This window comes from Pseudomonas sp. GW821-FHT01E05, assembly GCF_059422425.1.
Genome location: NZ_JBWKWW010000003.1, coordinates 158619 through 180918, shown reverse-complemented (window position 1 = coordinate 180918; position 22300 = coordinate 158619). Strand labels below are relative to the sequence as shown.

Here is a 22300-nt window from a genome sequence, read left to right as displayed (position 1 = left end):
CCGGGTAATTGTTGTTCAGGGTGCTGCGAAGATGAAAATGCCGGCCTCATCAAACCTCAAGTCAGGTAGAATGCGCGCCCGGTTTTTGGAGAAGCTCATGACCCTGCTCAAATTCAGCGATGTGTCCCTTGCTTTCGGCGCTATGCCGTTGTTGGACAAGGTGTCCTGGCAGATCGCCCGTGGTGAGCGGGTGTGCATCATCGGCCGCAACGGCACTGGCAAATCCAGCATGATGAAGCTGGTCAAAGGTGACCAGAAGCCCGATGACGGCTCCGTCTGGCGTGCGCCGGGGCTCAAAATCGGCGAATTACCGCAAGAATTGCCACTGGCCGACGAGCGGACTGTGTTCGACGTGGTTGCCGAGGGCCTGGACGGCGTCGGCGAGCTGCTCGCGCAGTATCACCACCTCAGCCAGAACATCGTCACTGACGCTGATCTGGACAAGCTGATGCACGTCCAGCACGACCTCGAAGCCCGTGACGGCTGGCGCTTGCAGCAATTGGTAGACAGCACCTTGAGCCGTCTGCAACTGCCGGCCGACAAGACCCTCGCCGAATTGTCCGGCGGCTGGCGTCGTCGCGTCCTGCTGGCTCAGGCGCTGGTATCGGAACCGGATCTGCTGCTGCTCGACGAACCGACCAACCACCTGGACATTGGTGCGATTGCCTGGCTCGAAGAGGCGCTGAAGGATTTCCAGGGCGCCGTGCTGTTCATCACGCACGACCGTTCATTCCTGCAAAACCTGGCGACCCGGATCCTCGAACTGGACCGTGGCGGCCTGATCGACTGGAACGGCGACTACGCCAGCTTCCTGGTTCACAAGGAAGCCACTCTGGCAGCCGAAGAGACCGCCAACGCCTTGTTCGACAAGCGCCTGGCCCAGGAAGAAGTCTGGATCCGTCAGGGCATCAAAGCCCGTCGCACCCGTAACGAAGGCCGCGTTCGTGCCCTGAAGGCCCTGCGCGTTGAGCGTAGCGAGCGTCGTGAGCGTACTGGCAAGGCCAACATTCAGCTGGACACTGCCGACAAGTCCGGCAAGCAAGTGATGGTCCTCGAGAACGTCAGCTTCGCTCACCCGGATGGCCCGTTCCTGATCAAGGATTTCTCCATGGTCCTGCAGCGCGGCGACCGTATCGGTCTGCTGGGTGCCAACGGTACTGGCAAAACCACATTGCTGAAGCTGATGCTCAGTGGTTTGCAGCCTACCAGCGGTAAAGTTGAGGAGGGCACGCGAATCGATGTGGCCTATTTCGACCAACTGCGCCATCAGCTGGATCTGGAAAAGACCGTGATCGATAACGTCGCCGAAGGTCGCGACTTCATCGACATTGACGGCCAAAGCCGCCACGTTCTGAGCTACCTCGGCGACTTCCTGTTCAGCCCGCAGCGTGCCCGCACGCCGGTCAAGGCGTTGTCCGGTGGTGAGCGTGCCCGTTTGTTGCTGGCCAAGCTGTTCAGTAAGCCGGCCAACTTGCTGGTACTCGACGAACCGACCAACGACCTGGATGTGGAAACCCTCGAACTGCTGGAAGAGGTCCTGTTGACCTTCCAGGGTACAGTCTTGATGGTCAGCCACGACCGGGCATTCCTCGATAACGTGGTCACCAGCACCCTGGTCTTCGAAGGTGAAGGCAAGGTTCGTGAATACGTCGGTGGTTATCAGGACTGGCTGCGTCAGGGCGGTTCGCCGCGTCTGTTGGGCGTGACCGAGAACAAGTCCGGCAAAGCCGAGCTGAACTCTGCGGTCGTTACTGCCGCACCTGCGCCAGTGGTTGCTCAAGAAGCACCAGTGGCCAAGAAAAAGCTCAGCTACAAGCTCCAGCGCGAACTGGAAGCCTTGCCAGGCGATATTGAAGCCAAAGAGCAGAAAATTGCGGGTGTCGAGGCTGAAATGGCGGATGCGGGCTTCTATCAGCGTCCTGCCGCACAGACTGCTGCGGTAATCGCTCAGCTTGAGCAATTGCAGGCTGAGCTCGAAGTGTTGGTCGAGCGTTGGGCAGAGCTGGATGCCTGATTGATCTGCTAGCTGTATAAAAAAGCCCGGCCTTACCTATGTGAGCGCCGGGCTTTTTGTATGAAACACGGTTTCCCCTGTAGGAGCGAGCTTGCTCGCTCCTACAGGGGCTCGGGTTCAGCTCTTGACCAGTCGCACAGCAAGCACATCGCAGGGTGCGCCGTGCAGGACATCATTGGCGGTGGACCCGAGCAGCAGCGCCAGCCCATGTCTGCCGTGGCTGCCGACGACAATCAGGTCGCAGCCTTGCTCCTTGGCCAGATGATGGATCTCCTGGCGTGGCTGGCCGTAGGTCAAATGGCTGTTGGCCTTGGTGGCCTCCGGGTATTTCAGGATCAATCGCTCAAGACGCTCTTTGGCTTGATCGAACTGTTGTTGCTGCAATTGCGAAAGGTCCATCGGAACATCGCCGCCAAAAGCCATGGCCATGGGCTCGACAATATGGACCAGTGAGAGTTTGGCGCCGCTGCTGACTGACAGTTCACGAGCGCGCTTGATGACAGGGTCGCATTCTTCAGTGAGGTCAACAGCGACCAGGATGTGTTCATAGGACATGGACGGCGCTCCGGAGGATTGCGATGACGGTAAGTATGGCTGGTTTCAAGCGGATTGGTTTCAGTGTGGCGCAATCCGCTCCTCAAGAATCGGGAGTACACATATGACGGTCTGGATAGTGGTGTCAATCCTTGCGTTGGTTCTGAGTCCGCTGGCCTGGTTGCGACCTTCGCGCCATCAGAGCGGGCGGATGGCTCTGCGCATGGAGGCGCGACGCATGGGGCTGGCCATGCAACTGGCCCCTCAGGAATGGCCGCACTGGCTGGAGCCGGAGCCGCCGAGCCCTTGCGGCCAATACCATCGGCCGCGACGCAGCGTTCAAGCGGCGTGCTGGAGTTATTGGCAGACAGCGCCAGGTGTCTGGGTCAATCAGTGGCGAGAAGTTTGTCAGGATGATGCGTTGCTGGAGCATTTCAAAACGTTGCCGGCCAATGTGTTCAAGATCGAAGCGGACAAGCAAATGATTGCGTTGTATTGGGGGGAGAAGGGCGAGGCTAGTGTTTTGCAGGATATTGCAGCTGTTCTCAAAGCGCTCGCCTGAAAGCATTTCCCTGTAGCAGCTGCCGCCAGGCTGCGTCCGGCCGCAAAGCGGTCGTAAAACCGGTATCCCGAATCTTTCTATTGGATCGCGGTTAAGCATTCTACGACCGCTTCGCGCTCGGACGCAGCCTGGCGGCAGCTGCTACAGGTGCTTCGCTTGATTGGCAGGCAATAAAAAGCCCGACATCATCATCGGGCTGGAGTTGGCCAGGCAGGCCGGTAATTCGCTAAATCGCAACGGCACAGGTTCCGTGGCGCTGATCTTACGCTTGGCATTCGCTCAAAGCGTTCATGTTTTTCTTTGTGGTGCTTGCCAGCTTAGCTCGATAAACGAAGAGCGATGCGGGTTAGGGCGACTTTTCTAAATATTGACTCTATGAATGATCAAACATGGATTGGCATGTTGATGATCTCTGCAGCGCTGGCATGACTGCAAAGTCGCGTTTCAACCAGCATTTTGGGCGATTGACAATTGCCTGAAATTCCGTGAAGGTGGCGTACCCAAATCAAACGGGCGTATGAAATGAGCGTTTGTATTACAGACGGCTCCTACAGAATCCCGACTATCGCGTTGGCGGGTGTGCCTGGCGGATTGGCGTAGCATCGACGGTAACGTCAATGCCGAGCCAGAAGTTAGCGTCCGACGTGTACTGTTCAGCTTCCATATCGTGGAGATCAGTTGATGATTTACGAAGGTAAAGCCATCACGGTTAAGGCTCTTGAAAGTGGCATCGTCGAATTGAAATTCGACCTCAAGGGTGAGTCCGTCAACAAGTTCAATCGTCTAACCCTGAACGAATTGCGTCAGGCCGTAGACACTATCAAGGCAGATGCTTCGATCAAGGGTGTGATCGTCAGCAGTGGCAAGGACGTGTTCATCGTCGGTGCCGACATCACCGAATTCGTCGACAACTTCAAGCTGCCTGATGCAGAGCTTGTTGCAGGCAACCTCGAAGCGAATAAGATTTTCAGCGATTTCGAAGACCTGAATGTTCCGACCATCGCCGCGATCAACGGCATCGCTTTGGGCGGCGGTCTGGAAATGTGCCTGGCAGCGGATTACCGCGTCATGGCCACTACTGCCAAAATCGGCCTGCCGGAAGTCAAGCTGGGCATCTACCCAGGCTTCGGCGGTACTGTACGTCTGCCACGAATCATCGGTGCCGACAACGCCATCGAATGGATTGCCGCCGGTAAGGAAAATCGTGCCGACGACGCGCTGAAAGTCGGCGCCGTCGATGCTGTGGTTGCTCCAGAGAAGCTGCAGGAAGCCGCACTGGAACTGATCAAGCGCGCCATTTCCGGCGAGTTCGATCACAAGGCCAAGCGCCAGCCGAAGCTTGAAAAGCTCAAGCTCAACGCAATCGAACAAATGATGTCTTTCGAAACCGCCAAAGGTTTCGTAGCCGGTCAGGCGGGCCCGAACTACCCGGCGCCGGTCGAAGCGATCAAGACCATCCAGAAAGCCGCGAACTTCGGTCGCGACAAGGCACTGGAAATCGAAGCCGCCGGCTTCGTGAAACTGGCCAAGACCTCGGCTGCGCAGAGCTTGATCGGTCTGTTCCTGAACGATCAGGAGCTGAAGAAAAAGGCCAAGGCCTACGACGAAGTCGCCAAAGACGTGAAGCAGGCTGCCGTACTCGGCGCCGGCATCATGGGCGGCGGTATCGCGTACCAGTCGGCTTCCAAAGGCACGCCGATCCTGATGAAGGACATCAACGAGCACGGTATCGAGCAGGGCCTGGCGGAAGCCGCCAAGCTGCTGGTGAGCCGCGTTGATAAAGGTCGCATGACCGCAGCGAAAATGGCTGAAGTGCTCAACGGCATTCGTCCTACGCTGTCTTACGGTGATTTCGGTCACGTCGACCTGGTGGTCGAAGCGGTCGTCGAGAACCCTAAGGTCAAGCAAGCTGTTCTGGCTGAAGTCGAAGACAAGGTCAAAGAGGACACCATCCTCGCGTCGAACACCTCGACTATTTCCATCAGCCTGTTGGCCAAGGCCCTCAAGCGTCCGGAAAACTTCGTCGGCATGCACTTCTTCAACCCGGTGCACATGATGCCGTTGGTGGAAGTGATCCGTGGTGAGAAGTCCAGCGAACTGGCGGTTGCCACCACCGTTGCCTACGCCAAGAAAATGGGCAAGAACCCGATCGTCGTCAATGACTGCCCGGGCTTTCTGGTCAACCGTGTCCTGTTCCCGTATTTCGGCGGTTTCGCCAAGCTGGTCAGCGCCGGTGTGGACTTCGTCCGTATCGACAAGATCATGGAAAAATTCGGCTGGCCGATGGGTCCTGCGTACCTGATGGACGTTGTCGGTATCGACACCGGTCACCACGGTCGTGACGTGATGGCTGAAGGCTTCCCGGACCGCATGAAGGACGACCGCCGCTCGGCCGTCGACGTGCTCTACGAAGCCAAGCGCCTGGGCCAGAAGAACGGCAAGGGCTTCTACGCCTATGAGGCCGACAAGAGCGGCAAGCAGAAGAAGGTCGCCGACCCGTCGGTGCTGGAAGTGCTCAAGCCGATCGTCTTCGAGCAGCGTGAAGTGACCGACGAAGACATCATCAACTGGATGATGATCCCGCTTTGCCTGGAAACCGTGCGTTGCCTGGAAGACGGCATCGTTGAAACCGCTGCCGAAGCCGACATGGGTCTGGTCTACGGTATTGGTTTCCCTCCATTCCGTGGCGGCGCGCTGCGTTACATCGATTCCATCGGTGTTGCAGAGTTCGTTGCCCTGGCTGACCAGTACGCTGATCTGGGCGCCCTGTACCACCCGACCGCGAAGCTGCGTGAAATGGCCCAAAACGGCCAGCGCTTCTTCGGTTAAGCGCCCACACTAGAGCGAGAGTGAACTATATGAGCTTGAATCCTAGAGACGTCGTGATTGTCGACTTCGGTCGCACCCCGATGGGCCGCTCCAAGGGCGGCATGCACCGCAACACCCGTGCCGAAGACATGTCGGCGCACCTGATCAGCAAGCTGCTGGAACGTAACGTCAAGGTTGATCCGGCTGAAGTCGAAGACGTGATCTGGGGCTGCGTCAACCAGACCCTGGAGCAGGGCTGGAACATCGCCCGTATGGCGTCCCTGATGACTCAGATCCCTCACACCGCTGCCGGCCAGACGGTCAGCCGCCTGTGTGGCTCGTCGATGAGTGCGTTGCACACCGCTGCGCAAGCGATCATGACCGGCAATGGTGACGTGTTCGTCGTTGGCGGCGTCGAGCATATGGGCCATGTGAGCATGATGCACGGTGTCGATCCGAACCCGCACATGTCGCTGTACGCGGCAAAAGCCTCGGGCATGATGGGCCTGACCGCAGAAATGCTCGGCAAGATGCACGGCATCACCCGTGAGCAGCAGGATGCCTTTGGCGTGCGTTCCCACCAGCTCGCCCATAAAGCGACCGTCGAAGGCAAGTTCAAAGACGAAATCATCCCGATGCAGGGTTACGACGAGAACGGTTTCCTGAAACTGTTCGACTACGACGAAACCATCCGTCCGGAAACTACCCTGGAAAGCCTGGCGGCATTGAAGCCAGCGTTCAACCCCAAGGGTGGTACCGTGACGGCGGGTACTTCCTCGCAGATCACCGATGGTGCTTCGTGCATGATCGTGATGTCGGCGCAGCGTGCTCAGGACCTGGGTATCCAGCCAATGGCGGTCATTCGCTCGATGGCAGTGGCAGGTGTGGACCCGGCGATCATGGGCTATGGTCCAGTACCGGCAACACAGAAAGCACTGAAGCGCGCAGGTTTGGGTATTGCTGATATCGACTTCTTCGAACTCAACGAAGCGTTCGCTGCACAGGCGCTGCCGGTGCTGAAAGATTTGAAAGTGCTCGACAAGATGAACGAGAAGGTTAACCTGCACGGCGGCGCGATTGCTTTGGGCCATCCATTCGGTTGTTCCGGTGCGCGTATCTCCGGCACCTTGCTCAATGTGATGAAGCAAAATGGCGGCACCTTCGGTGTGTCCACCATGTGCATTGGTCTCGGCCAGGGCATTGCCACCGTCTTCGAACGCGTTTAAGCGTTTCGTCGATGGAAGCCGGGGCCTTGTGCCCCGGTTTTTGTTTTTCTGAAGATTTATTTTTTATGTGCAGGAGGGCCAGAACATGAATTTACTACCCGGGCTCTATGAGCATTACAAGGGGCCGCAATACCGTGTTTTCGCAGTCGCGCGGCATTCCGAAACCGAAGAAGAAGTGGTGTTCTACCAAGCTCTGTATGGCGATTACGGCTTTTGGGTGCGTCCCTTGAGCATGTTCCTGGAGTCGGTCGAAGTTGACGGCGAACAGGTGCCACGCTTTGCTTTGGTTCAGGCCGAACCAAGCCTTTTTTCCAGGCCATAAGCGCAGGTCGCGCAGAACCCTGCGCTTGACCTCACCTTGTTGCCACTATATATAGCGGTGCCGCGTCAGGCGCCAACCGCCTTTCACTTCTAGAATTCAGGAATTTTCTGATCCATGGGCAAATCGCTGGTCATTGTGGAATCCCCGGCTAAGGCCAAGACCATCAACAAGTATCTGGGCAACCAATACGTGGTGAAGTCGAGTATCGGCCATATCCGAGACCTGCCCACCAGCGGTTCGGCTAGCGCCAGCAAAGAGCCTGCTGCCAAGCGTGGCAAGGCCGCCGCAGGTGAAGCGCCCGCGCTCTCTCCGAAAGAGAAGGCGCGCAAGCAACTGGTCTCGCGCATGGGTGTCGATCCGGATCATGGCTGGAAAGCCAAGTACGAGATCCTTCCCGGCAAGGAAAAAGTCATCGAAGAGCTGCGCCGGCTCGCCAAAGATGCTGACACCATCTATCTCGCAACCGACTTGGATCGCGAGGGGGAAGCCATTGCCTGGCACCTGCGCGAAGCCATCGGTGGTGATGACAGTCGCTATAAGCGCGTGGTGTTCAACGAAATCACCAAGAAGGCGATTCAGGAGGCCTTCTCCCAGCCAGGCGAGCTGGACATCGATCGGGTCAACGCCCAGCAGGCGCGTCGTTTCCTCGACCGCGTGGTGGGCTACATGGTCTCGCCGCTGCTGTGGCAGAAGATCGCCCGTGGTTTGTCCGCAGGTCGTGTGCAATCGGTTGCGGTGAAGCTGGTCGTTGAGCGTGAGCGCGAAATTCGTGCGTTCAACCCGGAAGAGTATTGGGAAGTCCATGCGGACCTCGGTACCACCAAGGGCGCCAACGTGCGTTTTGAAGTGGCCCGTGAAAACGGCGAAGCCTTCAAGCCGCTCAACGAAACCCACGCCATGGCCGCACTGGAAAAGCTCAAGGCTTCCAGTTACACCATTGCCAAGCGTGAAGACAAGCCGACCAGCAGCAAGCCGTCGGCACCGTTCATTACTTCCACCCTGCAACAGGCCGGTAGCAATCGCTTGGGCTTTGGTGTGAAGAAAACCATGATGATGGCTCAGCGTCTGTACGAAGCGGGTTACATCACTTATATGCGTACCGACTCGACCAATCTCTCGGTCGATGCCGTGGAAATGGCGCGTACTTACATTGAAGGCGAGTTCGGCAGCAAGTATCTGCCGGCCGCACCGAACGTCTACGGCAGCAAGGAAGGCGCGCAAGAGGCCCACGAAGCAATTCGTCCTTCCGACGTGAATACCCATCCAAGCAAGCTGGTGGGTATGGAACGTGACGCTGAGCGCCTCTACGAGCTGATCTGGCGCCAGTTCGTCGCTTGCCAGATGCTGCCGGCGCAATACCTGTCGACCACCGTCAGTGTCACTGCCGGCACCTTCGAGCTGCGGGCCAAGGGTCGTATCCTCAAATTCGACGGCTACACCCGCGTCATGCCGCAAATGACCAAGCCGGGCGACGACGATGTGCTGCCAGACATGGCCCAGGGCGATGTCATGAAGCTGATCAAGCTCGACCCGAGCCAGCACTTCACCAAGCCGCCTGCGCGTTATTCCGAAGCGAGCCTGGTCAAGGAAATGGAAAAGCGCGGTATCGGTCGTCCTTCGACCTACGCGGCGATCATTTCGACGATCCAGGACCGTGGCTACGTTGCACTGCATAACCGTCGTTTCTACTCCGAAAAGATGGGTGACATCGTTACCGAGCGACTGTCCGAGAGCTTCTCCAACCTGATGGATTACGGTTTCACCGCCGGTATGGAAGAGAACCTCGATGACGTCGCCCAAGGCGAGCGCGACTGGAAAAACGTGCTCGACGAGTTCTACGGCGACTTCAAGAAGAAACTCGAAGTGGCTGAAGGCGCGGAAAGCGGCATGCGTGCCAACGAACCGGTCATGACCGACATCCCGTGCGTCCAGTGCGGTCGTGCGATGCAGATCCGCACCGCCTCGACTGGCGTTTTCCTCGGTTGCTCGGGCTACAGTCTGCCGCCGAAGGAGCGTTGCAAGGCTACCGTCAACCTCGTTCCGGGCGATGAAATCGCCGCCGATGACGAGGGCGAGTCGGAGTCTCTGGTACTGCGCGGCAAGCACCGTTGCCCGATCTGCAGCACCGCGATGGATGCCTACCTGCTGGACGAGAAGCGCAAACTGCACATCTGCGGAAACAATCCGGATTGCGTAGGTTTCGAGATCGAAGAGGGTAATTATCGCATCAAGGGCTACGAAGGCCCGAGCCTGGAGTGCGACAAGTGTGGCAGCGAGATGCAGCTCAAGACTGGCCGTTTCGGCAAGTTCTTCGGTTGTACCAACGCGACCTGCAAGAACACTCGTAAACTGCTGAAAAGCGGCGACGCGGCGCCGCCGAAGATGGATCCGGTGAAAATGCCGGAACTCAAGTGCGAGAAGGTCAACGACACTTACATTCTGCGTGACGGTGCTTCCGGTCTGTTCCTGGCGGCGAGCCAGTTCCCGAAAAACCGCGAGACCCGTGCTCCGCTGGTGATCGAGATTGTGCCGCACAAGGACGAGATCGATCCGAAGTACCACTTCCTCTGCGAAGCGCCGAAGAAGGATCCGGACGGCCTGCCTGCCGTGATCCGTTACAGCCGCAAGACCAAAGAGCAGTACGTGCAGACTGAGGTTGACGGTAAACCGACTGGCTGGAAGGCATATTACGACGGCGGCAAATGGACGGTTGAAGACAAGCGTCCATCAGCCAAGGCTTAAAAGGCGCTGTACACAAAAGGCCGCATGACAACCCTCGGGTTTTCATGCGGCCTTTTGTTTTGTGCTTGCGGGAAGCGGAGGTGATCCATGACACTGTCTGACCTGCGTGAAGCAATTATTTCGTTGTGGAGGCTGCCGTCATGGCCCACGAACTCTATACCCGTACCAATCAGAAAATTTATTTCGCCGGTCTTTCATTGGAAGCGCTGGCCAGAGCCGAAGAGGGGCGGGCGATTAACTCCCAGGCGCTGGTTCAGGCGGGGCGCGAGTCGGTGTTGTTTCACCTGTACGGTGCGTTGCTTGGTTTGTGTCATGAGATTGCGGGCTTTTACCGCCTGCCTCAGGCCAATGCGCCACGGGCGGAAATGCTACTGACTCGCGAAGTACTCGAAACCATTGCCATTCCCGAGCTGGCTGAATTGGTGGAATTGGCGCAAAACCCTGAAACCTGGCTGGCGAAGCTGCTGGCGGCGCATGCTGCGCTGTTTCAGCCGCCACGAGCGCCGCACAAACCCAAGGGTGATGTGACGCAGCCATTGATCGTTGCGGTCAACCTCGATGAGGAGGTGGAGTCAGAGTTGAGTCGGGAAGAATTGGAAAGCTGGCGTCAGAACCTGAAAGAGTTGGCGATTCGGTTTCGGGATGGGCTTAACGAGTGCTGAGGTGATCTGTAGCAGCTGGCGAAGCCTGCGTTCGGCTGCGAAGCAGTCGTAAAATCAGACTCTGCGGTATTCCAGACAAACCGTGGAGGCAGGATTTACGACTGCTTCGCAGCCGAACGCAGGCTTCGCCAGCTGCTACAAGGACGCAGGCTTCGCCAGCTGCTACAATGCCGGCCTTTCGTGGAGAACAGACCTTTATGCCAACGTCCTTTCTAGAAATTGTTGAGTTGCCTGACGGCCGTATCGAGCTGCGCAGGGCTGAGGACGAGGGTTCTCTGGTTACTTTGAATTTTTCCGAAGATGCCAAAGCGTTTCTGCAAGGTCAGCACGTTGAAGTGGCCAAGGCCATGTTGAGCGTTGGTGTGCAGATGGCTGGACGTCTGGTTGAAGGCGAATTTGAGAGAGAAGACGGGCCACGGATTCTTCACTGAGTCCGTTTGTCGGTTTTTTTGGTGCAATTCGTTGCTTCAAATCGGCTTCTCTATTCTTGAGAAGCCCTATGGTATTCAAGTTTCGTTACAGTCCTGTTGATCAACCCAGACGAATATTCAGGCTTTGCGCGTCCCCTGTGCGGGCAGCGCTGATCAGCTGTTGCCGTGCGCTGGGCGCCAGTGGGTTGAGCCAGCTGACAACGGTGTGGCTGCGGCCCAGGCGCAACGCCTCGCAAGTCAGTTGCTGAGCGCTTTGTGTGCCTCGTGGTTGCAGCAGCAAAATCCTCTCGCGGTTCAATCCTGCGTCCCGTAGCCAGGCCTGGGTCAGGCTCGCTGGCGGGGCAATCAGTGTCAGCCAGCGAGCGTCCTGGTCCTGGCTCAACTCTCTGAGAATAGGGGCCAGCAGGTTCAGGCAGTTCCCGGCTGCACCGCGTAACGACAGTTCACTGAAAGCTTCGGGCTCGGCGCTCCAGGGCGACTCGACCACGTCTTTGAGGATCGGGGCGAGTGGCTGCGCCATAAACGCCTCGAACAGTGACAGTTGTGCTTGCTGTGGTGTGTGTGGGAACTGCATAAAGCCTCCTTTAGCGGCGAATGACGCCGACACTCAAGCCTTCGATCACCAGGTCCTGATCTTTCAGGTTCACTTCGATAGGGGCGAACTCGGGGTTTTCGGCAATCAGCCAGACTTTGCTGCCTTCACGCTTGAAGCGTTTCACGGTGACTTCATCGCCGATCCGGGCAACCACGATCTGGCCATTGCGCGCTTCGCGAGTGGTATGTACAGCGAGCAGATCACCGTCGAAAATGCCGACGTCTTTCATGCTCATGCCGTGTACGCGTAGCAGGTAGTCGGCACGAGGATGGAAGAAGGCAGGGTTGATGTTGCAGGACTCTTCGATGTGCTGCTGTGCGAGAATCGGTGCGCCGGCGGCAACCCGGCCGATGATCGGCAGGGTAGAGTCATCGCCTGCCTTGGCTTCGAAGCCTGGGATGCGAATTCCGCGGGAAGCGCCTGGCGTCATCTCGATTGCACCCTTGCGGGCCAGTGCCTTGAGGTGTTCTTCAGCGGCGTTGGGTGACTTGAAACCCAGCTCCTGAGCGATTTCCGCGCGAGTCGGCGGGTAGCCGTTGTCTTCGAGGCAGCGTTTGATAAAAGCCAGAATCTCAGCTTGGCGTGGCGTCAGTTTTAGCATTTCGATCGCTCTGTCTTTTTATACAGTGACTGGGATTATATACAGTGGATCGTTCTTGGCAATCCTCCTTTTTATCCAGTCCGCCGGGCGGTCGAATTGCAGCTGATCGTGCCATGAGTTACAGGACTGACTACACAGTCAGACTTGTGTGATTTAATAGGTGACTGACCGGCCGGAAAACGGACAGGCAGGCTTGACAAGGTAAAGTCTGAAACGTATGTTTCAAACAAGTGTTTGTCAGGCGGAGTAGCCATGGCCCAGTCCGAAACCGTTGAACGTATTCTCGATGCTGCCGAGCAGTTGTTCGCGGAAAAAGGGTTTGCCGAAACCTCATTACGGCTGATCACCAGCAAGGCCGGGGTTAACCTGGCGGCGGTGAACTATCATTTCGGTTCAAAAAAAGCGCTGATTCAGGCGGTTTTTTCGCGTTTCCTCGGTCCCTTCTGCGTCAGTCTCGATCGCGAGCTCGAGCGGCGTCAGGCCAAGCCGGACAACAAGCCGAGCCTGGAAGAACTGCTGGAAATCCTCGTCGAGCAAGCTCTGGTGGTTCAGCCACGCAGTGGCAACGACCTCTCTATTTTCATGCGTTTGCTGGGGCTGGCTTTCAGTCAGAGCCAGGGGCACTTGCGTCGCTATCTGGAAGACATGTACGGCAAGGTGTTCCGCCGCTACATGATGCTGGTCAACGAGGCCGCGCCGCGTATTCCACCTATCGAACTGTTCTGGCGCGTGCATTTCATGCTGGGTGCAGCGGCGTTCAGCATGTCGGGTATCAAAGCCCTGCGGGCAATTGCCGAGACCGATTTTGGGGTCAATACCTCGATTGAGCAGGTAATGCGTTTGATGGTGCCGTTTCTGGCGGCCGGTATGCGCGCTGAAACCGGCGTCACCGATGATGGCATGGCCACCGCACAGCTAAGACCGCGCAGTAAATCGACCCCAGCGGTCGCCAAGGTTTAGCCGCACACGGGTGGGCGCGACTGCTTACATCCGCTAAGCTAGCCGCCCATGCCGACTCCAGTTTTAGATCCGCTCCATATCTTCTGCGCCGGCCCTCTGTTGCCGGGCTTTGCCTGTGGCGATCCGGTCGTGCGTCTGCATCGGGCCGGGCTCATCGTTGATGTGCCGTGCGCGCATCCCGTTATTAAGGAATTTCTATGACATCTGGCCTGCAAGGCTCCTTGATGGTGGACGTCGCCGGTACCTGGCTGACGGCTGAAGATCGCCAATTGTTGCGCCAACCCGAAGTGGGTGGCTTGATCATTTTTGCGCGCAATATCGAGCATCCGCGCCAGGTGCGTGAGCTGAGTGCATCGATCCGCGCCGTGCGTGCGGACCTGCTGTTGGCGGTAGACCAGGAAGGCGGTCGGGTACAACGTCTACGCCAGGGCTTTGTGCGTTTGCCGGCGATGCGGGCGATTGCCGATAACCCCAATGCCGAGTATCTGGCCGAGCAGTGTGGCTGGATCATGGCGACTGAAGTGCTGGCGGTCGGCCTCGACTTGAGTTTCGCCCCGGTACTGGACCTGGACTATCAGCGCAGCGCTGTCGTGGGCAGTCGTTCATTTGAAGGGGATCCAGAGCGCGCGGCTTTACTGGCGGGAGCTTTTATTCGCGGAATGAACAGCGCCGGTATGGCTGCCACCGGCAAGCACTTTCCCGGTCACGGCTGGGCGGAGGCTGACTCCCATGTGGCCATACCGACCGACGAGCGCAGCCTGGAAGACATTCGCGCCAATGACCTGGTGCCGTTTGCCCGTTTGAGCAAACAGTTGGCGGCGGTGATGCCGGCCCACGTTATCTACCCTCAAGTCGATTCTCAACCTGCTGGTTTCTCTCGCCGTTGGTTGCAGGACATCCTGCGCGGTGAATTGCAATTTGATGGCGTCATCTTCAGCGATGACCTGTCCATGGCCGGTGCTCACGTAGTTGGCGATGCGGCGAGTCGAATCGAGGCAGCGCTGTCGGCCGGTTGCGATATGGGGCTGGTGTGTAACGATCGTGCGGCTGCCGAGCTGGCCTTGAGCGCCGCCCAGCGATTGAAGGTCACGCCGTCTGCGCGTATCGCGCGAATGCGCGGCAAAGCGTTCGCGACTAGCGAATACCGCCAGGATCCGCGCTGGCTGGCGGCCCTTGGCGCGCTCAAAGATGCCCAACTGATTGATTAAGGATTTTTGCAATGACGGTTTACGCGATTATTGGTGGCACTGGTCTCACTCAGCTCGAAGGCTTGAGCATTCGCCAATCGTTGCCGCTGGATACGCCGTACGGGACGCCTTCGGCGGACATCCAGTTTGGCGAATACGCTGGGCGTGAAGTGCTGTTTCTGGCGCGTCACGGCCATCCTCACCGTTTTCCACCGCATCAGGTGAATTACCGGGCCAATATCTGGGCCTTGAAACAGGCGGGTGCCGAGGCGATTCTGGCGGTCAACGCAGTGGGCGGAATTCATGCGGCAATGGGCACAGGGCATTTTTGTGTCCCCCACCAGCTCATTGATTACACCAGCGGTCGTGAACACACCTACTTTGCCGATGATCTTGAGCAGGTTACTCACATCGACTTCAGCTATCCCTACAGCGAACCACTGCGAGAGAAGCTGATCGCCGCGCTGGCGGCTGAGGGTTGTGCCTACAGCAGTCATGGCGTGTATGCCTGCACCCAGGGGCCGCGTCTGGAAACCGTAGCCGAGATCGCCCGACTGGAGCGTGATGGTTGCGATATCGTTGGCATGACCGGCATGCCGGAAGCTGCACTGGCTCGTGAGCTGGATCTGGCTTATGCCTGCCTGGCATTGGTGGTGAACCCGGCGGCGGGCAAGTCCACCGCGGTGATCACCATGGCCGAGATCGAGCAAGCGTTGCATGATGGTATGGGCAAGGTCAAATCGACCCTGGCGCGGGTGTTGGCGGGCTGAGTTGTAGGAGCAGAGCTTGCTCTGGGCCGCGTTCCGACGATGAGATCTCAAGGACGCCATCGCCGGCAAGCCGTGCTCCTACAGGATGGCGGTATAACCGGCGCCGCTATCCTTTTGACTTATGCGGCAGCGGCGCAAACAACGCTTCAATATCCTCGCTCTGCAATTTCCAGTCCCCGGTCTTGCGTCCATCCAGCACTCCCGCCGCCAGGTCGGATTTTTCCTTTTGTAGATGCTGAATCTTCTCTTCGACGGTTCCGCGAGCAATCATCTTGTAGACGAATACCGGCTTCTCCTGACCGATGCGATAGGCGCGGTCGGTGGCCTGGTTTTCGGTGGCCGGGTTCCACCACGGATCGTAGTGGATGACGGTGTCGGCCTCGGTCAGGTTCAAGCCCACACCACCGGCCTTCAGGCTGATCAGGAAGATTTGCAGCTTGCCACTCTGAAATGCCTTCACCGGCGTGCGTCGATCCCGGGTTTGTCCGGTCAACAGTGCATAGGCGACGCCGCGGCGTTTCAGTTCCTCTTCGATCAGGGACAGCATCGAGGTGAATTGCGAAAACAGTAGAATGCGTCGACCCTCTTCGAAAAGCTCCTCGAGCATTTCCATCAAGCTGTCGAGTTTGCCGGACGAGCTGCCGCGCGCTGGTGGCGCCTCATTGACCAGTCGCAAATCACAGCAGACCTGACGCAGTTTGAGCAGCGCCTCGAGGATGATGATCTGGCTGCGGGCAACGCCTTTGCGGGTGATCTCGTCGCGGACTTTTTTATCCATGGCCAGGCGCATGGTTTCATAGACGTCACGCTGCGCTTCGTTGAGCTCGACCCAGTGGATGATCTCGGTTTTCGGCGGCAGTTCGGTGGCGACCTGTTCTTTGGTCCGGCGCAACAGAAAGGGTTTGATCCGGCCATTGAGATGCTGCAGCCGTACTTCACTGGCGCGCTTTTCGATCGGCACGCGGTAATCGCGATTGAAGGTCTTCACGTCACCGAGCCAACCGGGCAACAGGAAGTGAAACAGCGACCACAGTTCGCCTAAATGATTTTCCAGTGGCGTACCGCTCAAGCACAGGCGTTGCCGGGCATTGAGCTCGCGCGCGGCATGGGCAGCCTTGCTGTTGGGGTTCTTGATGTATTGTGCTTCATCAAGGATCAGAACGTGCAGCGGCAGGGCGGCGAGACGCTCGACATCCTTGGGCAGCAGCGCATAAGTGGTCAGGATCAGGTCGTAATCCGTCAACTCGTCGAAGTGCTTTTTGCGCCCGGCACCGTACAGCGCCAGAATTTTGAGTTGCGGGGTGAAGTGCGCCGCCTCATCAAGCCAGTTGGGGATCAGGCTGGTAGGCATCACCACCATGCATGGCCGGTCCAGGCGTCCCGCGTTCTTCTCGCTCAGCACATGGGCCAGGGTTTGCAGGGTCTTGCCCAGCCCCATGTCGTCCGCGAGGATCCCGCCGACTTCCAGTTGCCGCAGCGACTGCATCCAGCTCAAACCTTCCAGCTGATAATGCCGTAGTGTGGCGTTCAGTCCGTCGGGTGCGGTCGTTGTGTAGTCTTTGATGTCCCGCAGACGCTGGGCGAAGGTGCGGATGTGGTCGCCACCTTCCCAGAGCAGCGGCAATTCCTCCAGTGGGTTAAGGCGCGTTGCATCGGCGCTGCTCAAGCGCAGGGTGGTTGTGCCGGGCTCTTGCAGATAAAACTCGCCAAGGGTCGCCAGCACCGGCTTCAAACGGCCGAACGGCAGGGCCACCTGTAATGGGCCGTGCTCGGAGTTGGGGCGATTGGGGATGTTCACCAGAATCAGCTCGTCGTCGCGACGTTTGGCGAGCCGTTCCGGGTTGAGCAATTCGGTGTGCGAGCGCATCAGATTGAGCAGGATTGGCAGCAGGCTCAGCCGCTCGCCATTGACGATAATTCCCAGCTCAAGGTCGAACCAGTCCCGCTCAGGTGCTTCTTCAACTGTGGCATACCAGTCATCGACGGCCGTCAGATCAAAGCCGAAGTCCTCATCGATCTGCAGCTCCCAGCCTTGGCTGCGCAGCTTTGGCAGCTCATTGAGGGTGAAGGTCAGCCAGGCGCTGTCGTTGACCATCTCAAACAGTTCGCCGGCGCTTTCCGGGAGCGCCTTGCTTTGTCGGGTAGCGATCTTGAAACCCAGGATTCGAAGCTGTTCGCGATAGGCGTTTTCGACTTCGGGATGGCGTTTGATCCGCAGTGTTTGCTGCTCCTGGCGAATCAGGATGTCAGTATTCTTCTGGCCACTGACGTATTCATCCAGATAGCTGAAAGAGAGGGCGGCACGATGCTGGATGTAGCGCTGCATTTTGCCGTTGCGCGGCTCGAAGGCGCTGAACTCAATGCTCGCAAGCCACAGACGCGGAACCGGTTGCACGTTATCCACTAACAGTTGTGGCAAGGCGGCCGGGCTACGGCTTTCCAGAACGGCCTGAAGCTTTTCCAGCAGTTCGGCATCTTGTGCGGCGGCCGGGTAAGCGAGGGTTTCCTGCACTTGCAGCAACACCGCCGCGCAGTGCTTGCAGTTGCTGCGGACCGGGCAGGTGCAGGTGGCATCGACCATCAGCAAGGTGCCTTTGGCTGACTCGCGCAAGCGAATGGTCTGACGGTAAACGTTGCCACCTGAGCCTTCGCAGCTGGCGGTGATCGTACTGTCGCCGGCCTGGATGATTCTGGCGCGCTTCTCCAGGGCGTAGCGGCGTCCACGCTCCAGGCTTTGTTCTTTGAATCGACTGACCCAGGAAGGTGCCAGAGGTTTGGTCAGGGTCGGGGACATAGGGACTTCAGTCAGTCCGGAATTTCAAGAGGGATTGGTGGCTTGGCCGGCGCCGAAAGCGAAGTGATCTTGATCAGCAGGCCCAGATGCCCGTTGTCGAGAAAGTTGAGTTGGCCATTTTTGGTGTGGCTGTTCTGCTTCAGTTGTTCGCTGGCGGTCACCAGGCCGTTGCTGTTGATCTGATTGATCCAGAACTCCGCGTCGACGTCGGTGAAACGTCCCAGTTTCAGGTTAAGCGTGCCCTCGATCGGGAATTGGCCGTATTGCTCCTTGCCAGCGCTGACCGCGATTTTGCTTGGCTCATCGTCCAGTTTTTGTTGCCAGGTTTTATGCAGCAGCACCGTGTAATCGCTGTTCGCCGCGAGCTTGGAGGCTTCGCTGTTGAGACTTGGCGAGCGTTCGTCTTGCGGTGCGATGTGCTGGGCGCCAGCTGCCCAGTCTTCCGGTGCGGCTCGGCTGGCGATCGCCGGCACTGCGTTCTGGCGGATCAGGATCATTTCAACCAGATACAGGTTGTCGGCAAACGCCATGGGTGCGACCAGTGCCAGAAGCAAGGTCAGTGAGCGAAACAGGCGCATTCGGCGTCCTTCAAGCAGTTTTCGGAATGAGGCGCTCGAACAGCGCCTCCAATGTATTGAAACGCTCTTGCGCAGTTTCCATCGGCACCATGAATTTGAACAGCGTGGCGCCTTCGAATTTGTAGCGGTTGGGTTGGCCCTGGATCAGCTTGATCAGCACCAGTGGGTCGACCGGAGTTTGCGCCGCGAACTCGATACGACCGCCTTGCGGGCCGCCGTCGACCTTTTTGATGCCGAGCTGTTCGGCCTGCAGTTTGAGCAGGGTCAGGCGCACCAGATTCTTGGTCGGCTCCGGGAGCAGGCCGAAGCGGTCGATCATTTCCACTTGCAGATCTTTCAGGCCTTCTTCGTCGGTGGCTGAGGCGATGCGCTTGTAGAGAATCAGCCGCGCGTGGACGTCGGGCAGATAGTCTTCGGGAATCAACGCAGGCAAGCGCAGGTTGATTTCCGGGCCGCCGCCTAGCGGTTGATCGAGGTTTGGCTGTTCACCCTTGCGAATGGCTTTGACCGCACGCTCGAGCATTTCCATATACAGCGTAAAGCCGACCGCTTGAATCTGGCCGCTCTGACCGTCGCCGAGCAATTCGCCGGCACCGCGAATTTCCAGGTCATTGGTAGCAAGCACGAAGCCTGCGCCGAGATCCTGGGTGTTGGCGATGGCTTCCAGGCGCTTTTCCGCGTCCGGAGTGATTTGCTGGCGTGGTGGTGTCAGCAAGTAGGCGTAGGCCTGGTGGTGACTGCGACCGACCCGGCCGCGCAGCTGATGCAATTGAGCCAGACCGAATTTGTCGGCGCGCTCGATGATGATGGTGTTGGCGCTTGGCACGTCGATACCGGTCTCGATGATGGTCGAGGCGATCAGGACGTTGAAGCGCTTGTGATAGAAGTCGCTCATCACTTGTTCGAGTTCGCGTTCACGCATCTGCCCGTGGCCGATGCCGATCCGTGCCTCCGGCACCAGCTCGGCGAGGTCGGCGGCGCATCTCTCGATAGTCTTCACGTCGTTGTGCAGGTAATAGACCTGGCCGCCACGCAGCAGCTCGCGGAGCAGGGCTTCCTTGACTGTGCTGTTGTTCTGCTCCATGACGAAGGTACGTACCGACAGGCGACGGGCCGGCGGGGTGGCGATGATCGACAGATCGCGCATGCCCGACACGGCCATGTTCAGCGTTCGCGGAATCGGCGTGGCGGTCAGGGTCAGGATGTCGACCTCACTGCGCAGGGCCTTGAGCTGTTCCTTCTGACGGACACCAAAACGGTGCTCTTCGTCGATGATCACCAGCCCGAGGTTTTTGATCTTCACGTCGTCTTGCAGCAGCTTGTGCGTGCCGATGACGATGTCGATCTTGCCTTCGGCGAGGTCGGCGACCGCGGCGTTCACTTCCTTGGTCGACTTGAACCGGCTCATCACTTCCACGCTCACCGGCCAGTCGGCGAAGCGGTCGCGGAAGCTGTTGTAGTGCTGCTGGGCGAGCAGGGTGGTCGGCACCAGGATCGCTACCTGACGACCGCCGTGCACGGCGATGAACGCCGCGCGCATCGCCACTTCAGTCTTGCCGAAGCCCACGTCGCCGCAGACCAGGCGATCCATGGGTTTGGGGGCGAGCATATCGGCGCGCACCGCGTCGATGGTGGTTTGCTGGTCCAGGGTTTCTTCGAACGGGAAACCGGCACTGAAGGTGACGTAATCGGCTTTCGGGTCGGCGAAGGCGTAACCCTCGCGCGCCGCGCGACGGGCATAGATGTCGAGCAGTTCGGCAGCCACGTCGCGTACTTGCTCGGCGGCTTTGCGTTTGGCTTTCTGCCAGGTTTCTGAGCCCAAGCGGTGCAACGGGGCCAAGGCATCGTCGCTGCCGGTGTAGCGGGCGATCAAATGCAGGTTGGCTACCGGCACGTAGAGCTTGGCACCTTCGGCGTAGGCGAGGGTCAGGAATTCGGCGACCTGATTATCGATTTCCAGCGTCGCAAGGCCCAGGTAGCGGCCGACGCCGTGATCGATATGCACGACCGGCGCACCGTCACGCAATTCGGTGAGGTTCTTGATGACCGCGTCGTTGTTGCCGTCGGCGCGCTTTTCCCGGCGGCGACGCTGCATCACGCGCTGACCGAACAGCGGGCTTTCGGCAATCAGAGCCAGTGAAGGATCATCCAGCACCAAGCCTTCGTCCAGCGGTGCGATAGTGATTGCCAAGCGATGTTTACTGGCGACAAAGTCCGGCCAGTTGTCGACGGTTTTCGGGCGCAGCTTCAGCCGTTCAAGCAGCTCCAGCAACACTTCGCGGCGACCGGCGGATTCGGCGGTAAACAGCACGCGGCCGGGAAACTCATCAAGGAAGCCGGCCAGCGCTGCCAATGGCTGATTGGCCTTGGCTTCGATAGCAAGATTGGGCAATGGCTGGGTCGGGAAGCGTTCGCGGCCGACTCCGGTTTCTATGTCCTGCTGGCTGGCGACGACGCGCGGCCAGTTTTTCAGGCGCGCAAAGCAGTCTTCCACCGGCAGGAACAGCTCGGCCGGTGGCAGCAATGGGCGCGACGGATCGACGCGACGCTCTTCGTAGCGGTTGCGCACATCGTTCCAGAAATTCTCGGCGGCCTGTTCGATGCCCGGCAGGGAAAACACCTGGGTGTCCTGGGGCAAATAGTCGAACAGGGTCGAGGTTTCGTCGAAGAACAGCGGCAGGTAGTACTCGATACCGGCCGGAGTAATGCCGCTACTCAGGTCCTGAAAGATCGGGCAGCGACGGAAGTCGACATCGAAACGCTCCCGGAAGCGCGCCTTGAAGCGCGTGACCGCATCCTTTTGCAGCGGAAACTCCCGCGCCGGCAGCAGCCGCACTGATTCGACCTTGTCGATGGAACGCTGGTTTTCCGGGTCAAAGGTGCGCAGGGTCTCGATTTCGTCATCGAACAAGTCGATGCGGTAGGGCAGTTTGCTGCCCATCGGGAACAAGTCGATCAGTGCTCCGCGGACCGCGAACTCGCCGTGCTCGTACACGGTATCGACGCAGCGGTAGCCACTGGCTTCCAGTCGTGTACGCATCTGCTCGACATCGAGCTTCTGGCCGATATCCAGTACCAGGCTGCTGCCGAGCAGGAATTTGGTCGGCGCCAGGCGATGTAGGGCCGTAGTGATCGGCACTACCAAAACGCCATGACTGAGCTCCGGCAACCGATACAGGCTGGCGATGCGCTGGGAAATGATGTCCTGATGCGGCGAAAACAAGTCGTATGGCAGGGTTTCCCAGTCCGGGAAATGCAGGACCGGCAAATCAGGCGCGAAGAAACTCAGCTCCTGTTCCAGCCGTTCGGCACTTTGGCTGTCGGCGGTCAGTAACAGGGTGAAGCGCTTGGCAGCGCTGGCAGCCTCGGCAATAGCCAGGCTCAGGGCGGCACCGGGCAGGTTGCCCCAGTGCTGTTTACCTGCGGCGGCAGGGAGTAGCGGTAGACGCAGAACGGGCACGGAAGGTTCAGCTCCAAGCGTTGCGACAAAGTCGACAATTGTAGCGGGCGAAGG

17 protein-coding genes are annotated in these 22300 nt (G+C 58.6%); 11 read left to right on the top strand and 6 right to left on the bottom strand.

The window, feature by feature from the left end; genetic code table 11:
* Positions 1 to 97 precede the first annotated feature (97 nt).
* Positions 98 to 2014 carry an ATP-binding cassette domain-containing protein gene (locus AC07W5_RS07410; RefSeq protein WP_494992312.1) on the top strand — a complete coding sequence of 639 codons (1917 nt, stop codon included), beginning with the start codon at positions 98 to 100 and terminating at the stop codon, positions 2012 to 2014.
* 117 nt (positions 2015 to 2131) lie between these two features.
* Here the strand turns inward: AC07W5_RS07410 and AC07W5_RS07405 are convergent, their stop codons facing one another.
* Positions 2132 to 2569, bottom strand: a complete 438-nt coding sequence (locus tag AC07W5_RS07405) for a universal stress protein (RefSeq protein ID WP_494992311.1) — start codon at positions 2567 to 2569, stop codon at positions 2132 to 2134.
* 103 nt (positions 2570 to 2672) lie between these two features.
* Here AC07W5_RS07405 and AC07W5_RS07400 point away from each other — a divergent pair, with 103 nt between their 5' ends.
* From AC07W5_RS07400 to AC07W5_RS07370, 7 genes are all read left to right on the top strand, one after another.
* On the top strand, positions 2673 to 3110 hold the full coding sequence (locus tag AC07W5_RS07400) for a hypothetical protein (RefSeq protein ID WP_494992310.1): 438 nt from the start codon (positions 2673 to 2675) through the stop codon (positions 3108 to 3110).
* A 681-nt stretch (positions 3111 to 3791) separates the two neighbouring features.
* Positions 3792 to 5939, top strand: coding sequence for a fatty acid oxidation complex subunit alpha FadB (gene fadB, locus AC07W5_RS07395; RefSeq protein WP_494992309.1), 2148 nt, complete (start codon positions 3792 to 3794; stop codon positions 5937 to 5939).
* A gap of 29 nt (positions 5940 to 5968) precedes the next feature.
* Positions 5969 to 7144 carry an acetyl-CoA C-acyltransferase FadA gene (gene fadA, locus AC07W5_RS07390; RefSeq protein WP_494992308.1) on the top strand — a complete coding sequence of 392 codons (1176 nt, stop codon included), beginning with the start codon at positions 5969 to 5971 and terminating at the stop codon, positions 7142 to 7144.
* An 85-nt stretch (positions 7145 to 7229) separates the two neighbouring features.
* Positions 7230 to 7466, top strand: a complete 237-nt coding sequence (locus AC07W5_RS07385; protein WP_494992307.1) for a DUF1653 domain-containing protein — start codon at positions 7230 to 7232, stop codon at positions 7464 to 7466.
* Between the two features lie 114 nt (positions 7467 to 7580).
* Positions 7581 to 10208: a type I DNA topoisomerase gene (gene topA / locus AC07W5_RS07380; protein ID WP_495010573.1), complete on the top strand. Its 2628-nt coding sequence runs from the start codon at positions 7581 to 7583 to the stop codon at positions 10206 to 10208.
* Between the two features lie 140 nt (positions 10209 to 10348).
* Positions 10349 to 10870: a DUF6586 family protein gene (locus AC07W5_RS07375; RefSeq protein ID WP_494992305.1), complete on the top strand. Its 522-nt coding sequence runs from the start codon at positions 10349 to 10351 to the stop codon at positions 10868 to 10870.
* A 197-nt stretch (positions 10871 to 11067) separates the two neighbouring features.
* Positions 11068 to 11301: a hypothetical protein gene (locus tag AC07W5_RS07370; protein WP_495012621.1), complete on the top strand. Its 234-nt coding sequence runs from the start codon at positions 11068 to 11070 to the stop codon at positions 11299 to 11301.
* A gap of 100 nt (positions 11302 to 11401) precedes the next feature.
* Here AC07W5_RS07370 and sulA read toward each other — a convergent pair whose 3' ends face one another.
* Both sulA and lexA read right to left on the bottom strand, forming a co-directional pair.
* Positions 11402 to 11875, bottom strand: coding sequence for an SOS-induced cell division inhibitor SulA (gene sulA / locus AC07W5_RS07365; protein WP_494992303.1), 474 nt, complete (start codon positions 11873 to 11875; stop codon positions 11402 to 11404).
* A 10-nt stretch (positions 11876 to 11885) separates the two neighbouring features.
* Positions 11886 to 12497, bottom strand: a complete 612-nt coding sequence (gene lexA, locus AC07W5_RS07360) for a transcriptional repressor LexA (RefSeq protein WP_494992302.1) — start codon at positions 12495 to 12497, stop codon at positions 11886 to 11888.
* 252 nt (positions 12498 to 12749) lie between these two features.
* On the opposite strand from lexA, the gene AC07W5_RS07355 reads away from it, so the two are divergent.
* The 3 genes from AC07W5_RS07355 (at position 12750) to AC07W5_RS07345 (ending at position 15414) form a co-directional block, all read left to right on the top strand.
* A complete protein-coding gene (locus AC07W5_RS07355) occupies positions 12750 to 13457 on the top strand; it encodes a TetR/AcrR family transcriptional regulator (RefSeq protein WP_494992301.1) in 708 nt (235 codons plus the stop codon).
* Positions 13458 to 13666: 209 nt separating this feature from the next.
* Positions 13667 to 14665 (top strand): beta-N-acetylhexosaminidase, encoded by a 999-nt coding sequence (gene nagZ, locus AC07W5_RS07350; RefSeq protein ID WP_494992475.1) that lies wholly within the window; start codon positions 13667 to 13669, stop codon positions 14663 to 14665.
* 11 nt (positions 14666 to 14676) lie between these two features.
* Positions 14677 to 15414: an S-methyl-5'-thioinosine phosphorylase gene (locus AC07W5_RS07345; RefSeq protein WP_494992300.1), complete on the top strand. Its 738-nt coding sequence runs from the start codon at positions 14677 to 14679 to the stop codon at positions 15412 to 15414.
* Positions 15415 to 15520: 106 nt separating this feature from the next.
* On the opposite strand, the gene AC07W5_RS07340 is transcribed toward AC07W5_RS07345, so the two are convergent.
* From AC07W5_RS07340 to mfd, 3 genes are read right to left on the bottom strand one after another with little or no spacing between them, the layout of a single operon-like run.
* Complete coding sequence (locus tag AC07W5_RS07340) at positions 15521 to 18208, bottom strand: DEAD/DEAH box helicase (RefSeq protein WP_495023106.1); 2688 nt, start codon at positions 18206 to 18208, stop codon at positions 15521 to 15523.
* 11 nt (positions 18209 to 18219) lie between these two features.
* Entirely contained in the window at positions 18220 to 18786 is a 567-nt protein-coding gene (locus tag AC07W5_RS07335; protein ID WP_495023105.1) for a CsiV family protein, read from the bottom strand.
* Between the two features lie 10 nt (positions 18787 to 18796).
* Complete coding sequence (mfd, locus tag AC07W5_RS07330; RefSeq protein WP_495023104.1) at positions 18797 to 22246, bottom strand: transcription-repair coupling factor; 3450 nt, start codon at positions 22244 to 22246, stop codon at positions 18797 to 18799.
* Between the last annotated feature and the right edge of the window lie 54 nt (positions 22247 to 22300).

What these genes read in the sequence shown, in the direction of transcription:
- AC07W5_RS07410 (WP_494992312.1), top strand. Translation starts at nt 98, where the DNA reads ATGACCCTGCTCAAATTCAGCGATGTGTCCCTTGCTTTCGGCGCTATG.
- AC07W5_RS07405 (WP_494992311.1), bottom strand. Translation starts at nt 2,569, where the DNA reads ATGTCCTATGAACACATCCTGGTCGCTGTTGACCTCACTGAAGAATGC.
- AC07W5_RS07400 (WP_494992310.1), top strand. Translation starts at nt 2,673, where the DNA reads ATGACGGTCTGGATAGTGGTGTCAATCCTTGCGTTGGTTCTGAGTCCG.
- fadB (WP_494992309.1), top strand. Translation starts at nt 3,792, where the DNA reads ATGATTTACGAAGGTAAAGCCATCACGGTTAAGGCTCTTGAAAGTGGC.
- fadA (WP_494992308.1), top strand. Translation starts at nt 5,969, where the DNA reads ATGAGCTTGAATCCTAGAGACGTCGTGATTGTCGACTTCGGTCGCACC.
- AC07W5_RS07385 (WP_494992307.1), top strand. Translation starts at nt 7,230, where the DNA reads ATGAATTTACTACCCGGGCTCTATGAGCATTACAAGGGGCCGCAATAC.
- topA (WP_495010573.1), top strand. Translation starts at nt 7,581, where the DNA reads ATGGGCAAATCGCTGGTCATTGTGGAATCCCCGGCTAAGGCCAAGACC.
- AC07W5_RS07375 (WP_494992305.1), top strand. Translation starts at nt 10,349, where the DNA reads ATGGCCCACGAACTCTATACCCGTACCAATCAGAAAATTTATTTCGCC.
- AC07W5_RS07370 (WP_495012621.1), top strand. Translation starts at nt 11,068, where the DNA reads ATGCCAACGTCCTTTCTAGAAATTGTTGAGTTGCCTGACGGCCGTATC.
- sulA (WP_494992303.1), bottom strand. Translation starts at nt 11,875, where the DNA reads ATGCAGTTCCCACACACACCACAGCAAGCACAACTGTCACTGTTCGAG.
- lexA (WP_494992302.1), bottom strand. Translation starts at nt 12,497, where the DNA reads ATGCTAAAACTGACGCCACGCCAAGCTGAGATTCTGGCTTTTATCAAA.
- AC07W5_RS07355 (WP_494992301.1), top strand. Translation starts at nt 12,750, where the DNA reads ATGGCCCAGTCCGAAACCGTTGAACGTATTCTCGATGCTGCCGAGCAG.
- AC07W5_RS07345 (WP_494992300.1), top strand. Translation starts at nt 14,677, where the DNA reads ATGACGGTTTACGCGATTATTGGTGGCACTGGTCTCACTCAGCTCGAA.
- AC07W5_RS07340 (WP_495023106.1), bottom strand. Translation starts at nt 18,208, where the DNA reads ATGTCCCCGACCCTGACCAAACCTCTGGCACCTTCCTGGGTCAGTCGA.
- AC07W5_RS07335 (WP_495023105.1), bottom strand. Translation starts at nt 18,786, where the DNA reads ATGCGCCTGTTTCGCTCACTGACCTTGCTTCTGGCACTGGTCGCACCC.